Source organism: Streptomyces sp. NPDC047917, assembly GCF_043204345.1.
In the GTDB taxonomy this organism is placed as follows: domain Bacteria; phylum Actinomycetota; class Actinomycetes; order Streptomycetales; family Streptomycetaceae; genus Streptomyces; species Streptomyces sanglieri.
Map to the genome: position 1 here is coordinate 1 of NZ_JBIDCA010000025.1, position 13,111 is coordinate 13,111.

The 13,111-nt window shown below is 71.5% G+C and carries 13 protein-coding genes and 1 pseudogene; 11 read left to right on the forward strand and 3 right to left on the reverse strand.

Annotation, left to right across the window (positions count from 1 at the left end; genetic code table 11):
* The 4 genes from ACGF8B_RS40350 to ACGF8B_RS40365 all read left to right on the forward strand — a co-directional run.
* A partial coding sequence (locus ACGF8B_RS40350) for a flavodoxin-dependent (E)-4-hydroxy-3-methylbut-2-enyl-diphosphate synthase (RefSeq protein ID WP_392747706.1) occupies window positions 1-255 on the forward strand: 255 nt, incomplete at its 5' end.
* A 168-nt stretch (window positions 256-423) separates the two neighbouring features.
* Window positions 424-1,269 (forward strand): GNAT family N-acetyltransferase, encoded by an 846-nt coding sequence (locus ACGF8B_RS40355; RefSeq protein ID WP_392747708.1) that lies wholly within the window; start codon window positions 424-426, stop codon window positions 1,267-1,269.
* Window positions 1,270-1,334: 65 nt separating this feature from the next.
* Window positions 1,335-1,904, forward strand: a complete 570-nt coding sequence (locus ACGF8B_RS40360; protein ID WP_392747709.1) for a GNAT family N-acetyltransferase — start codon at window positions 1,335-1,337, stop codon at window positions 1,902-1,904.
* A gap of 134 nt (window positions 1,905-2,038) precedes the next feature.
* Complete coding sequence (locus ACGF8B_RS40365) at window positions 2,039-3,733, forward strand: proline--tRNA ligase (protein ID WP_392747711.1); 1,695 nt, start codon at window positions 2,039-2,041, stop codon at window positions 3,731-3,733.
* Between the two features lie 61 nt (window positions 3,734-3,794).
* Here ACGF8B_RS40365 and ACGF8B_RS40370 read toward each other — a convergent pair whose 3' ends face one another.
* The 3 genes and pseudogenes from ACGF8B_RS40370 to ACGF8B_RS40380 form a co-directional block, all read right to left on the reverse strand.
* Window positions 3,795-4,700, reverse strand: coding sequence for an aminoglycoside phosphotransferase family protein (locus ACGF8B_RS40370; protein WP_392747713.1), 906 nt, complete (start codon window positions 4,698-4,700; stop codon window positions 3,795-3,797).
* Between the two features lie 163 nt (window positions 4,701-4,863).
* Window positions 4,864-5,319, reverse strand: a pseudogene (locus tag ACGF8B_RS40375) (ferritin-like domain-containing protein); the annotation flags it as partial.
* Window positions 5,316-5,843 carry a hypothetical protein gene (locus ACGF8B_RS40380; RefSeq protein WP_392747714.1) on the reverse strand — a complete coding sequence of 176 codons (528 nt, stop codon included), beginning with the start codon at window positions 5,841-5,843 and terminating at the stop codon, window positions 5,316-5,318. The pseudogene ACGF8B_RS40375 and the gene ACGF8B_RS40380, both read right to left, overlap by 4 nt.
* Before the next feature lie 221 nt (window positions 5,844-6,064).
* Here ACGF8B_RS40380 and rimP point away from each other — a divergent pair, with 221 nt between their 5' ends.
* The 7 genes from rimP to truB all read left to right on the forward strand — a co-directional run bounded on the left by rimP (window position 6,065) and on the right by truB (window position 13,076).
* Window positions 6,065-6,562 (forward strand): ribosome maturation factor RimP, encoded by a 498-nt coding sequence (rimP, locus tag ACGF8B_RS40385; RefSeq protein ID WP_384762556.1) that lies wholly within the window; start codon window positions 6,065-6,067, stop codon window positions 6,560-6,562.
* A gap of 2 nt (window positions 6,563-6,564) precedes the next feature.
* Window positions 6,565-7,605, forward strand: a complete 1,041-nt coding sequence (gene nusA, locus ACGF8B_RS40390) for a transcription termination factor NusA (protein WP_072489327.1) — start codon at window positions 6,565-6,567, stop codon at window positions 7,603-7,605.
* Between the two features lie 111 nt (window positions 7,606-7,716).
* Window positions 7,717-7,995, forward strand: a complete 279-nt coding sequence (locus ACGF8B_RS40395) for a YlxR family protein (protein ID WP_359542541.1) — start codon at window positions 7,717-7,719, stop codon at window positions 7,993-7,995.
* 147 nt (window positions 7,996-8,142) lie between these two features.
* Window positions 8,143-11,241: a translation initiation factor IF-2 gene (infB, locus tag ACGF8B_RS40400; RefSeq protein ID WP_392747718.1), complete on the forward strand. Its 3,099-nt coding sequence runs from the start codon at window positions 8,143-8,145 to the stop codon at window positions 11,239-11,241.
* Between the two features lie 167 nt (window positions 11,242-11,408).
* The gene (locus ACGF8B_RS40405; RefSeq protein WP_072489324.1) at window positions 11,409-11,705 is read left to right on the forward strand and encodes a DUF503 domain-containing protein; all 297 of its coding nucleotides are present in this window, start codon (window positions 11,409-11,411) and stop codon (window positions 11,703-11,705) included.
* 25 nt (window positions 11,706-11,730) lie between these two features.
* Window positions 11,731-12,183 (forward strand): 30S ribosome-binding factor RbfA, encoded by a 453-nt coding sequence (gene rbfA, locus ACGF8B_RS40410; protein WP_392747720.1) that lies wholly within the window; start codon window positions 11,731-11,733, stop codon window positions 12,181-12,183.
* Window positions 12,180-13,076, forward strand: a complete 897-nt coding sequence (gene truB, locus ACGF8B_RS40415; RefSeq protein WP_392747721.1) for a tRNA pseudouridine(55) synthase TruB — start codon at window positions 12,180-12,182, stop codon at window positions 13,074-13,076. Before rbfA ends, truB begins: the two co-directional genes overlap by 4 nt.
* Window positions 13,077-13,111: the final 35 nt, after the last annotated feature.

Below are 13,111 nucleotides of genomic sequence, written 5' to 3' on the forward strand. Positions count from 1 at the left end.
CTGGAGGGCATGGAGGTGCCGTTGCGGGTGGCCGTGATGGGCTGTGTCGTCAACGGTCCGGGTGAGGCCCGTGAGGCCGATCTGGGTGTGGCGTCCGGCAACGGCAAGGGACAGATCTTCGTGAAGGGCGAGGTCATCAAGACGGTGCCCGAGTCGAAGATCGTCGAGACGCTGATCGAGGAAGCCCTGAAGATCGCCGAGCAGATGGAGAAGGACGGCATCGCCTCCGGCGAGCCCGAGGTCTCCGTCAGCTGAACCGATGACCCGCACCACAGCGCCCCGCCGGACGAACGCCGTCCGGCGGGGCGCTGCCGTGAGCGACCTCACGGCCCGCCGCAGCCCCTGTTCACAGGCACGGGCGGCACGGACGATCCGCTTCGGTTACAGTGCGGAAATCAACAGACCGCATGGTGAGGCCCCCTCGTGTTGACGCAGACCACCACCCGGGTCCTCGAACCCAGCGACCTCGGAGCCGCTCTCGCCATCCTGGAGAGCGAGCCCGTCGCCAACGCCTTCGTGACGGCCCGGGTCCAGATCGCGGGCCTCGACCCCTGGCGCCTCGGCGGCGAGATGTGGGGCTGGTACGCCGACGGACGGCTCCGCTCGCTCTGCTACTCGGGCGCCAACCTCGTCCCCATCTGCGCCACCCCCGAGGCCGTCCGGGCCTTCGCCGACCGCGCCCGCCGGGCCGGCCGCCGCTGCTCCTCGATCGTCGGCCCCGCCGAACCCACCGCCCAGCTGTGGCGGCTGCTCGAACCCGGCTGGGGACCGGCCCGCGAGGTCCGGGCCCATCAGCCGCTGATGGTCACCGAGAGCCCGTCCGCCGAAGTGACCCCGGACCCCCTGGTCCGCCGGATCCGCAAGGACGAGATGGACGTCCTGATGCCGGCCTGTGTGGCGATGTTCACCGAGGAGGTCGGCGTCTCCCCGCTCGCGGGCGACGGCGGACTCCTCTACCAGGCACGCGTCGCCGAACTCATCGGGGCCGGCCGCTCGTTCGCCCGGATCGACGACGGCAAGGTCGTCTTCAAGGCGGAGATCGGCGCCGCGACCCCGCAGGCCTGCCAGATCCAGGGCGTCTGGGTCGCCCCCGAACACCGCGGCCGCGGACTCTCCGAAACCGGCATGGCGGCGGTACTGCGCTACGCGCTCGCCGACGTCGCCCCCGTCGTCAGCCTCTACGTGAACGACTACAACACTCCCGCGCGCCGCTCCTACGCCCGGGTCGGCTTCAAGGAGACCGGCGCGTTCATGAGCGTGCTGTTCTGACCGGCCGGTGGCCGACGGCCACCCACCCGTACCCCGTTGCCCACCGGGGCCAGTAGGGTCGGCGCATGGCAGCAGATTCCGGGGGCGGCCCCCGCACTCCCAGCGTCCGGATCGGGCCGGTCGACCTCGCCGCGCGCGTGGACGAGGCGCTCGCCGTACAGGCCGTCGCCTTCGGCCTGGGGCCCGAGGAGGTCGAGGTACGGCGCCACATCGTCCTCAGACACCTCGACCACCCGCACGCCCGCGCCCTCGGCGCCACCACCGCCGGCGAGCGGCTCGTCGGCTTCGTCTACGGCATGCCCAACGAACGCGGCCAGTGGTGGTCCACCGTCGTCGAGCCGTACCTCCGCGCCACCGGCAGCGTGCACTGGCTCGACGACTCGTTCGTCATCACCGAACTGCACGTCCTGCCGGAGTTCCAGAACCGGGGCATCGGCCGCGCACTGATCACCACCATCACCGACGCCGTCGACCAGCCCCGGTCCATCCTCTCGGCCATCGACACCGAGAGCCCGGCACGTGGCCTGTATCGCAGTCTCGGCTACCAGGACCTGGCCCGGCAGGTGCTCTTCCCCAGCGCTCCCAAGCCCTATGCGGTGATGGGAGCCCCGCTCCCCTTGCGTCGCAAGGGCTGAGGGCTGTCGTCGCACGCCCGCCAGGAACTGCGGGACAGCCCTTAGGGCCTCCCGTACCGCGGGCAATGGATTTCCGCCCACCCGCACCGCCCGGCTAACCTCCTGCACATCACCCTTCCGAGCAGGAGTTCATCATGGCCCAGGTCCAGCGCATGTCCCGATTGATGATCAAGACACTGCGCGACGACCCGGCCGACGCCGAGACGCTCAACCACAAGCTGCTCGTCCGGGCCGGATACGTACGTCGCACCGCGGCCGGAATCTGGACCTGGCTGCCGCTCGGCAAGAAGGTCCTGGAGAACATCACCCGCGTCGTGCGCGAGGAGATGGACGCCATCGGCGGCCAGGAGGTGCTGCTGCCCGCGCTGCTGCCCAAGGAGGCGTACGAGGCGAGCGGCCGCTACGACGAGTACGGCGACCTGCTGTTCCGGCTCAAGGACCGCAAGGGCGCCGACTACCTCCTCGGCCCCACCCACGAGGAGATCTTCACCCAGGTCGTCAAGGACATGTGCTCGTCCTACAAGGACCTGCCCGTGATCCTGTACCAGATCCAGACCAAGTACCGGGACGAGGCCCGCCCCCGCGCCGGTGTGCTGCGCGGCCGCGAGTTCCAGATGAAGGACTCGTACTCCTTCGACACCACCGACGAGGGTCTCGCCGAGGCGTACCAGCTGCACCGCGCCGCCTACATCCGGATCTTCGAGCGCCTCGGCCTCGACCACCGGATCGTCTCCGCCGTCTCCGGCGCCATGGGCGGCTCCGCCTCCGAGGAGTTCCTGGCGCCCGCGCCCGCCGGCGAGGACACCTTCGTCGACTGCCCGAACTGCGACTACGCCGCCAACACCGAGGCCGTCACCTTCAAGGCGGTCGCCGCGGACGGCTCCGCGCACGGCCCCGTCGAGGAGCTGGACACCCCCGACACCCCGACCATCGAGACCCTCGCCGCACACCTGGGCGTCGAGGCCTCCGCGACCCTGAAGAACCTGCTGGTCAAGGTCGACGGCGAGATCGTGGCCGTGGGTGTGCCCGGCGACCGCGAGGTCGACCTCGGCAAGCTCGGCGAGCACCTCGCGCCCGCCGTCGTCGAACTGGTCACCGCCGAGGACTTCGAGGGCCGCGAGGACCTGGTACGCGGCTACGTCGGCCCGCAGGGGCTGGAGAAGGTCCGCTACATCGCCGACCCGCGCATCGCCGCCGGCACCGCCTGGATCACGGGTGCCAACAAGGAGGGCAAGCACGCGAGGAACGTCGTCGCGGGCCGTGACTTCGAGGTCGACGAGCACCTCGACGTCGTCGTCGTCGAGGCGGGCGACCCCTGCCCCAACTGCGGCAGCGGCCTCCGGGTGGACCGCGCCATCGAGATCGGCCACATCTTCCAGCTCGGCCGCAAGTACGCCGACATCTTCTCGCTCGACGTCCTCGGCCAGCAGGGCAAGCCCGTCCGCGTCACCATGGGCTCGTACGGCATCGGCGTCTCCCGCGCCGTCGCCGCGCTCGCCGAGCAGACCGCCGACGACAAGGGCCTGTGCTGGCCCCGCGAGATCGCCCCGGCCGATGTGCACGTCGTCGCGGCGGGCAAGGCGCTCCAGACCGAGCTGGCCCTGGACGTCTCCGAGAAGCTGAACGCCGCGGGCCTGCGCGTCCTGGTCGACGATCGTCCGGGCGTCTCGCCCGGCGTCAAGTTCACCGACTCCGAGCTCATCGGTGTGCCGAAGATCCTGGTCGCCGGCCGTCGCTCGGCCGAGGGCGTCCTGGAGCTGAAGGACCGCCGCACCGGCGAGCGCGAGGAGCTCACCGTCGACGAGGCGATCGCCCGCCTCACCGCTTGACACCCCGGAAGGCCGCAGGCCCCAGGCGCACCGCGCGGGGGGCCTGCGGCCTTCCGTCGTCTCACAGCCAGCTCGCGAACTCCAGCGTCAGCTCGCCCTCCTGGCGGCGGCCGACCGCCAGCGCCCGGGTTCCCGACTCCACCGCACGGAACAGCGTCCAGCCGTGCAGCCGCTCCCGGTCCACGTCCAGCGAATCGGCCAGCTTCCTGATCCGGCGGCGAGCCGTCACCGCGCCGCCGGGCGAGGCGATCAGATCTTCGACGCGGTCGCGCACCAGCCGCGCCAGATCGTAGGCACGCTCACCGACCAGCGGCTCCGGGCCGACCGTCAGCCACGGCACCCGCTCCCCGGCCAGTACCTTGCTCTGCCGGAAGTTGCCGTGCAGCAGCAGGAGTTCTGGGGAGTGGGCGATCAGCTCCTCGCGCGCCGCGAGCGCCGCCGCGACCAGCGGCTCCAGGCCCGGGTCGGCCGCCGCGCCGGCCCGCATCGGTGCGACACGGCGCCCGGTCCGTTCGGCGACCGTCTCGAAACCGTGCCCGGCCGGCGGCTCGACCCACAGCCGGCGCACCGTGCCCGCCGCCTCCAGCAGCGCCTTCGCCTCCGGCAGCGAGCGCAGCGACACCTCGGGATGCAGCCGCTCCAGCAGCAGTGCGCCGGATGCGGCGGCGACGAGTTGCACCGCGCCCCAGCCGTTCCAGTGGGCCAGCGCCGCCCGCTCCAGCTCCGGCTCGGCCCCGGGCGGCGCGACCTTCAGCGCGGCCGGGGTGCCGTCGGCGCGGGTCACCAGCAGGACCAGACTGCTGCGGCCGCCCGGGGCGGCCACCCGCTCCACGGTCGTGTCCTGCCCGGTGGCGGACAGCGCTTCCTCGGTCAGTGCGGGAAGCCGCGCGAGCCAGTCGGCGGCGCCCTCGTCCCCGTACGACTCGCCCAGCGCCCGCACCAGACGCTGCGGCGGTTCGAAACCCATACGTGCCTTGTTCCCTTTCAGAGTTCTTTCAGTGCGTCCCACCGGACCCGTTCGTCCCACCGGACCCGTTCGTCCCACCGGACCCGTTCGTCCCACCGGCCCCGCTCTTCGCGGCGGCCCCGTTCGTCCCACCGGCCCCGCTCTTCGCGGCGACCCCAGCGTTCGCGCCGGCCCCGCTCTTCGCGGTGGTGCCTTCGGAGGCCCGCTCCGCGAGCCCGGGAAAGGCTACGCCGCCGCCCCGCCAGCGGACCGCGCGCACCGCGGCCTCCCGCAGCGCGTCGGCGGCCTCCCGCCTGAGCGGCCCCTCGGCGGCCCGTACGAGATCGGAGTACACGCCCGCGACCCGGTCCTCCAGCACGGCCGCCAGCCGCACCGCCGCGGCCGGGTCCGGCACGGCGAACGGCAGAGCGTACGCCGCCTGCGCCGCCACCGGCTCACCGCCCAGCCCGCGCACGGTCCGCGCCAGCGCGTCGCGCCGGGCCCGGTGCGCGTGGTAGGCCGCTGTCGCCTCGGCCCGGCGGCCCTCGGCGACCCGGCCGCCGACCACCCCGTACCCGTACACCGCCGCGTGTTCGGCGGCCAGGGCCGCCTGCGCGGCCTTCCGTGTCCCGGTGCTCATGACGAGGTCTCCTTGGCCAGTTCGGTCAGCAGATAGGCGTGGGCCGCGCCCGCCGCCGCGATCGACGCCAGCAGCCGGGCCAGCTCCGGCGGGGCCTCCATCAGGGCCGCCAGACGCCCGTCCGCGGCACGGCGTTCCGCCGCGGCCAGCTCCCTGACGGCGGACCCGGCGTCGGTCGCGCGCGACCGCGTGAAGGCGAGCGCCTGCGAGCCGTCGGGGGCCAGTGCCTTCGCGTGGGCGCGCACGGCGTCCCGCAGCGGCGCGAGCCCCGCGGCGGTCGCCGGATGGGCCTCGACCACGTGCTCGTACCTGCCGAGCAGTTCCAGACTGGTCCGGGCGGCCGCCGCCCGGATCTTCTTCTCGGCCCGTGCCGCAGAGGCCTGCTCGGCCGCGGTCGCTGCCCCGGACCGGCCGGAGTCCTTCCCGCTTCCGGGCCCGTCACCGCAGCCGGCCAGCATCGCCCCCAGGGCGATCGCTCCCGTCGCGCCGAACACGCCTCTGCGCGTCGTCCCCGTGCGCCGCACCTGTTCTCCTTCGGACCTAGGGTCTTCCGTTCGGATCAGGCCGGATCCGAACGAAAGACGCTGGCCCTGACTTGACTGGATCTGTCCTGAAGTGATCACCGCAGGCGAGCGTACCCGCGGCCGCGGAGCAGGCGGACGGCAACACCCCCCGGGACCGGATACCCTTTGACCTGACACGCGACGATCCCCACAACAGCACACGCGGCCGAGGAGTCACCCGGATGAGCACCACCCAGAGCGAGAGGCTGCGCGGGCTGCTCGAACCGCTCGTCAGCGCCGAACAGCTTGATCTCGAAGAGATCGAGGTGTCCCGGGCCGGCCGCCGCCGCGTGCTGCGGATCATCGTGGACTCCGAAGAGGGCGTCGAGCTGGACGCCTGCGCCGAGCTGAGCCGCGCGATCTCCGAGAAGCTCGACGAGACCGACGCGATGGGCGACGACGAGTACGTCCTCGAAGTCAGTTCCCCCGGTGCCGACCGTCCGCTGACGGAGCACCGCCACTACGTACGTGCCACGGGCCGCCTGGCCAAGCTGCATCTGCGCGAGGGCGGCGAGCTGGTGGCCCGCATCCTCGCCGTGGACGAAGAAGGCCTCGACCTCGAAGTGCCGGGCGTCAAGGGCCGCAGGCCCACGTCCCGCCGGGTCGCCTTCGACGAGATCGCCAAGGCGCGCGTGGAGATCGAATTCAGCCGCAAGGACAAGAAGGAAGAGGAGGCGTAGCCGTGGACATCGATGTGAAGCTCTTGAAGGGCTTGGCACAGGACAAGGAGATCCCCTTCGACGTGCTCGTCGAGGCGATCGAGTCGGCCCTCCTCATCGCCTACCACCGTACCGACGGAAGCCACCGCCGCGCGCGAGTGAAGCTCGACGAGCGCGGCCACGTGACGGTGTGGGCGAAGGAGGACCCGGCCGACCTGGAAGAGGGCCAGGAGCCCAAGGAGTTCGACGACACCCCGTCCGGGTTCGGCCGGATCGCGGCGACCACCGCCAAGCAGGTCATCCTGCAGCGGCTGCGCGACGCCGAGGACGACAGGACCTTCGGTGAGTACGCGGGCCACGAGGGCGATGTCGTCACCGGCGTCGTCCAGCAGGGCAAGGACCCGAAGAACGTCCTGGTCGACATCGGCAAGCTGGAAGCGATCCTGCCGGTGCAGGAGCAGGTGCCCGGCGAGGAGTACACCCACGGCCTGCGGCTGCGTACGTACGTCGTACGGGTCGCCAAGGGCGTCCGGGGCCCGTCCGTGACGCTGTCGCGGACCCACCCCAACCTGGTGAAGAAGCTCTTCGCGCTGGAGGTGCCGGAGATCGCCGACGGTTCCGTCGAGATCTGCGCCATCGCCCGCGAGGCCGGTCACCGCACCAAGATCGCGGTCCGTTCGACCCGTTCCGGACTGAACGCCAAGGGTGCCTGCATCGGCCCGATGGGCGGCCGGGTGCGCAATGTCATGGCCGAGCTGCACGGCGAGAAGATCGACATCGTGGACTGGTCGGACGACCCGGCCGAGATGGTGGCCAACGCGCTGTCGCCCGCACGGGTGAGCGAGGTCGAGGTCGTCGACCTCGGAGCCCGGTCCGCCCGGGTCACCGTGCCGGACTACCAGCTGTCGCTGGCGATCGGCAAGGAGGGGCAGAACGCCCGCCTCGCCGCCCGCCTCACCGGCTGGCGCATCGACATCCGTCCGGACACCGAGACCGACGCCGAGCGCGACGTCGCCGACCGGGAGCGGGCCGAACGTGCCCGCGAGCGGTCCGAGCGGCGCTGAACCGGCACCGTCGGGAATATTTCGCAGTGGCGATGCCGCTGAGATCACGACAACATCCGTTCGATTTTTGCCCCAAAGGGGTGAGGTCGGTGCGGGGAGGTAGACTTAGCCGTGTCTGGCCGGACGCACGCCCGTGCTTGCCCTGAGCGAACCTGTGTGGGATGCCGGGAGCGGGCGGCCAAGAGCGAGCTGCTGCGCATCGTCGTGGACGGGGACGCCTGCGTCCCCGATCCTCGCGGTACGCTGCCCGGCCGGGGTGCATATGTACACCCCGCCTCCGTCTGTCTGGACCTGGCGGTTCGCCGCCGGGCCTTCCCCCGGGCCTTCAAGGCCAAGGGGCCGTTCGACCCCGCCGCAGTGCAGCGGTTCGTCGAGCGGGTGACACCGTAAGAAATGAACGGCACGGGACCCCGTGCGGTCAGGTACCTCGCGAGTTGGAAGTAGGTCGAGATTGCGATGAGCACTCGATGAGTACGCGATGAGTACGCCCATGAAGTAGCGACGGTCCGGCGGTAACCCGGACCTAAAAGGAGCGAAGTGGCTAAGGTCCGGGTATACGAACTCGCCAAGGAGTTCGGCGTCGAGAGCAAGGTCGTCATGGCCAAGCTCCAAGAACTCGGTGAATTCGTCCGTTCGGCGTCCTCGACGATCGAGGCGCCGGTTGTACGCAAGTTGACTGACGCACTGCAGGGGCCCGGCGGCAACGCCGGCAAGTCCGCTGCAAAGCCTGGCGCGCCCCGCAAGGCGACGCCCGCAAAGCCCGCAGCGCCCTCCCCGGCCGCTGCGGCACGTCCCGCTGCCCCCAAGCCCGGCGCCCCGGCCCCCAAGCCGGCCCCCGCCGCACCGGCGAGCAGCACCCCCGCAGCGCCTTCCGCGCCGTCTGCCGGCCCGCGTCCGGGCCCGAAGCCCGCGCCCAAGCCCGCTCCGGTGACGCCGGTGCCCGCCGCCGAGTTCTCGGCTCCGGCTCCGGCCCAGCCGGCTGCCCCGCAGCAGCAGGCCCCGCGTCCCGCGGGTGCCACTCCCGGGCCCCGCCCGGCGGGTGGCCGTCCGGCCCCGGCCGGCGGTCAGCGCGATGGTGGCCAGCGCGACGGCGGCCGTGGCGGCGAGCGTGGCGGCGACCGCCCCGCACGTCCCGCGGGCCAGGGCGCACCGCGCCCCGGCGCCCGTCCGGCCGGTCCCCGTCCGGGCAACAACCCCTTCACCTCCGGCGGCTCGACGGGCATGGCCCGTCCGCAGGCGCCCCGTCCCGGCGGCGCCCCGCGTCCCGGTGGCGGCCAGGACCGTCCGGGCGCCCCGCGTCCGCAGGGCGGCCCCGGTGGTGCTCCGCGGCCCCAGGGTCAGGGCGGCGCCCGTCCGACCCCGGGCGGCATGCCCCGTCCGCAGGCTCCCCGTCCGGGCGGTGCCCCGGGCGGTAACCGTCCGAACCCGGGCATGATGCCGCAGCGTCCCGCTGCCGGCCCGCGTCCCGGTGGTGGCCCCGGCGGTGGCCGTGGTCCCGGTGGCGGCGGTCGTCCCGGCGGTGGCGGCGCGGGCCGTCCCGGCGGCGGTGGCTTCGCAGGCCGTCCGGCCGGTCCCGGTGGCGGTGGCGGCGGTTTCGCCGGTCGCCCCGGTGGCGGCGGTGGCGGTGCGGGTCGTCCCGGCGGTGGCGGCGGCTTCGGTGGTCGTCCCGGCTTCGGTGGACGTCCCGGCGGCCCCGGTGGCCGTGGTGGCACACAGGGTGCGTTCGGCCGTCCCGGCGGTCCCGCGCGTCGTGGTCGCAAGTCGAAGCGGCAGAGGCGCCAGGAGTACGAGGCCATGCAGGCCCCGTCGGTGGGCGGCGTCATGCTGCCTCGCGGCAACGGACAGTCCGTCCGTCTGTCGCGCGGTGCCTCCCTCACCGACTTCGCGGAGAAGATCAACGCCAACCCGGCGTCGCTCGTCGCCGTGATGATGAACCTCGGCGAGATGGTCACGGCGACGCAGTCCGTCTCCGACGACACCCTCAGGCTGCTCGCGGACGAGATGAACTACGTCCTTGAGATCGTCAGCCCCGAGGAGGAGGACCGCGAGCTGCTCGAGTCCTTCGACATCGAGTTCGGCGAGGACGAGGGCGGCGAAGAGGCCCTGGTCTCCCGTCCGCCGGTCGTGACCGTCATGGGTCACGTCGACCACGGTAAGACCCGGCTTCTGGACGCGATCCGCAAGACGAACGTCGTCGCGGGCGAGGCCGGCGGCATCACGCAGCACATCGGTGCCTACCAGGTCTCCTCCGAGGTCAACGGCGAGGACCGCCGGATCACCTTCATCGACACCCCGGGTCACGAGGCGTTCACCGCCATGCGTGCCCGTGGTGCGAAGTCCACCGACATCGCGATCCTCGTGGTGGCGGCGAACGACGGTGTGATGCCCCAGACGATCGAGGCGCTGAACCACGCCAAGGCGGCCGACGTGCCGATCGTGGTCGCGGTCAACAAGATCGACGTCGAGGGCGCGGACCCGACCAAGGTGCGCGGTCAGCTCACCGAGTTCGGTCTGGTGGCCGAGGAGTACGGCGGCGACACGATGTTCGTCGACATCTCCGCCAAGCAGGGCCTCAACATCGAGTCCCTCCTGGAGGCCGTCGTCCTCACCGCCGACGCCTCGCTCGACCTGCGGGCCAACCCGGAGCAGGACGCGCAGGGTATTGCGATCGAGTCCCACCTCGACCGCGGCCGCGGTGCCGTCTCCACCGTCCTCGTCCAGCGCGGAACGCTGCGCATCGGCGACACGATGGTGGTCGGCGACGCGTACGGCCGGGTCCGGGCGATGCTCGACGACAACGGCAACAACGTCGAGGAAGCGGGTCCGTCGACCCCCGTCCTCGTGCTCGGTCTCACCAACGTCCCGGGCGCCGGCGACAACTTCCTGGTGGTCGACGAGGACCGTACGGCCCGTCAGATCGCCGAGAAGCGTGCCGCCCGTGAGCGCAACGCCAACTTCGCCCGCAAGGGTGTCCGGTTCTCCCTGGAGAACCTGGACGAGGCGCTCAAGGCCGGTCTGGTCCAGGAACTCAACCTCATCATCAAGGGCGACGCGTCCGGTTCGGTGGAGGCTCTCGAGTCCTCGCTGCTCCAGCTCGACGTCGGCGACGAGGTCGACATCCGGGTCCTGCACCGCGGTGTGGGTGCGGTCACCGAGTCGGACATCGACCTGGCGACCGGCTCCGACGCCATCGTCATCGGCTTCAACGTCCGCGCTGCCGGGCGTGCCCAGCAGATGGCGGAGCGCGAGGGCGTCGACGTCCGCTACTACTCGGTGATCTACCAGGCCATCGAGGAGATCGAGGCGGCCCTCAAGGGCATGCTCAAGCCGGAGTACGAAGAGGTCGAGCTCGGTACGGCGGAGATCCGCGAGATCTTCCGCTCGTCCAAGCTGGGCAACATCGCCGGTGTGCTGGTCCGCTCCGGCGAGGTCAAGCGCAACACCAAGGCGCGCCTGCTGCGCGATGGCAAGGTCATCGCGGAGAACCTCAACATCTCCGGTCTGCGCCGCTTCAAGGACGACGTCACCGAGATCCGCGAAGGCTTCGAGGGCGGTATCAACCTCGGAAACTTCAACGACATCAAGATCGACGACGTCATCGCGACGTACGAGATGCGCGAGAAGCCGCGAGGCTGATCAACGGGGAATTCCGGGGGACACCCCCGGACCTCTCCTCAACAGTCGGGGCCGGTCGACGGGTCGTATTTCCGTCGATCGGCCCCGGCCGTTCCGTGTACGGTTCTGGTGTCCCTGCCAAGCACTGGCAGGGCGCGAACCCGAACCGGCGGGACATCCGGACATACATGTATGTGGGGACACTGTCCTTCGATCTGCTTCTCGGCGACGTACGGTCGTTGAAGGAGAAGCGCTCCGTCGTCCGTCCGATCGTCGCCGAGCTCCAGCGGAAATACGCGGTGAGCGCGGCGGAGGTGGGCGGTCAGGATCTCCATCGCAGGGCCGAGATCGGCCTTGCCGTGGTCTCCGGGGACACCGGACACCTCACAGATGTTCTGGACCGGTGCGAGCGACTGGTGGCCGCACGGCCGGAAGTGGAGCTGCTGTCCGTACGACGGCGGCTGCACAGCGACGAAGACGATTGAGCAAGGCGAAGAAGGAGACGGACCAGTGGCCGACAACGCGCGGGCGAAAAAGCTGGCGGACCTCATCCAGGAGGTGGTCGCCGAGAAACTGCAGCGCGGTATCAAGGACCCGCGTCTGGGTACGCACGTGACGATCACGGACACCCGGGTCACCGGTGACCTGCGGGAGGCCACGGTCTTCTACACGGTCTACGGCGACGACGAGGAACGGGCGAGCGCCGCGGCCGGTCTGGAGAGCGCCAAGGGCATCCTGCGGTCGGCGGTCGGGGCGGCGGCGGGGACGAAGTTCACGCCCACGCTGGCCTTCGTGGCGGACGCCCTGCCGGGCAACGCCAAGGCCATAGAGGACCTCCTCGACCGGGCGCGTGCCTCGGACGCACGGGTGCGCGAGGCGTCCTCGGGCGCCACGTACGCCGGTGGCGCCGACCCGTACCGCAAGGCGGATGACGAGAACGACGAGGACACCGCCACCGAATGACACCGCAGAAAACGCCGGACGGCCTTGTCATCGTCGACAAGCCGTCCGGCTTCACTTCGCATGACGTCGTCGCCAAGATGCGCGGCATCGCCCGCACCCGCCGGGTCGGCCACGCCGGCACCCTGGACCCGATGGCGACGGGTGTTCTCGTGCTCGGTGTCGAGAAGGCCACCAAGCTGCTGGGCCATCTCGCACTGACCGAGAAGGAGTACCTCGGCACGATCCGGCTCGGCCAGAACACCGTCACGGACGACGCGGAGGGCGAGATCACCTCGTCCGCCGACGCCTCCGGGGTGACCCGGGACGGCATCGACGCCGGCGTCGCGGCCCTGACCGGACCGATCATGCAGGTGCCGTCCAAGGTCAGCGCCATCAAGATCGACGGCAAGCGGTCCTACGCGCGGGTGCGCGGCGGTGAGGAGTTCGAGATCCCGGCCCGGCCGGTGACGATCTCGTCCTTCAACGTCTACGACGTCCGCCAGGACACCGCCGAGGACGGCACCCCGGTCGTCGACCTGGTCGTCTCGGTCGTCTGCTCCTCCGGTACGTACATCCGTGCGATCGCCCGGGACCTGGGTGCCGGACTCGGCGTGGGCGGTCATCTGACCGCGCTGCGCCGCACCCGGGTCGGGCCCTACGGACTGGACGCGGCGCGGACGCTCGACCAGCACCAGGAGGAGCTGACCGTGATGCCGGTGGCAGAAGCCGCCGCCTCGGCGTTCCCCCGCTGGGACGTGGACGAGAAGCGCGCCAAGCTGCTGCTGAACGGCGTACGGCTGGACATGCCGGCCTTCCCGCCGGGACCGGTCGGCGTCTTCGGGCCCGACGGGCGCTTCCTGGTCCTGGTGGAGGAGCAGAAGGGCAAGGCCAAGAGCCTCGCCGTCTTCGCCTGAGCGGTGACCCCATCGTGGAGCGGGCGGGGCAGATC

What these genes read in the sequence shown, in the direction of transcription:
- ACGF8B_RS40360 (WP_392747709.1), top strand. Translation starts at nt 1,335, where the DNA reads ATGGCAGCAGATTCCGGGGGCGGCCCCCGCACTCCCAGCGTCCGGATC.
- ACGF8B_RS40365 (WP_392747711.1), top strand. Translation starts at nt 2,039, where the DNA reads ATGGCCCAGGTCCAGCGCATGTCCCGATTGATGATCAAGACACTGCGC.
- ACGF8B_RS40370 (WP_392747713.1), bottom strand. Translation starts at nt 4,700, where the DNA reads ATGGGTTTCGAACCGCCGCAGCGTCTGGTGCGGGCGCTGGGCGAGTCG.
- rimP (WP_384762556.1), top strand. Translation starts at nt 6,065, where the DNA reads ATGAGCACCACCCAGAGCGAGAGGCTGCGCGGGCTGCTCGAACCGCTC.
- ACGF8B_RS40405 (WP_072489324.1), top strand. Translation starts at nt 11,409, where the DNA reads ATGTATGTGGGGACACTGTCCTTCGATCTGCTTCTCGGCGACGTACGG.
- truB (WP_392747721.1), top strand. Translation starts at nt 12,180, where the DNA reads ATGACACCGCAGAAAACGCCGGACGGCCTTGTCATCGTCGACAAGCCG.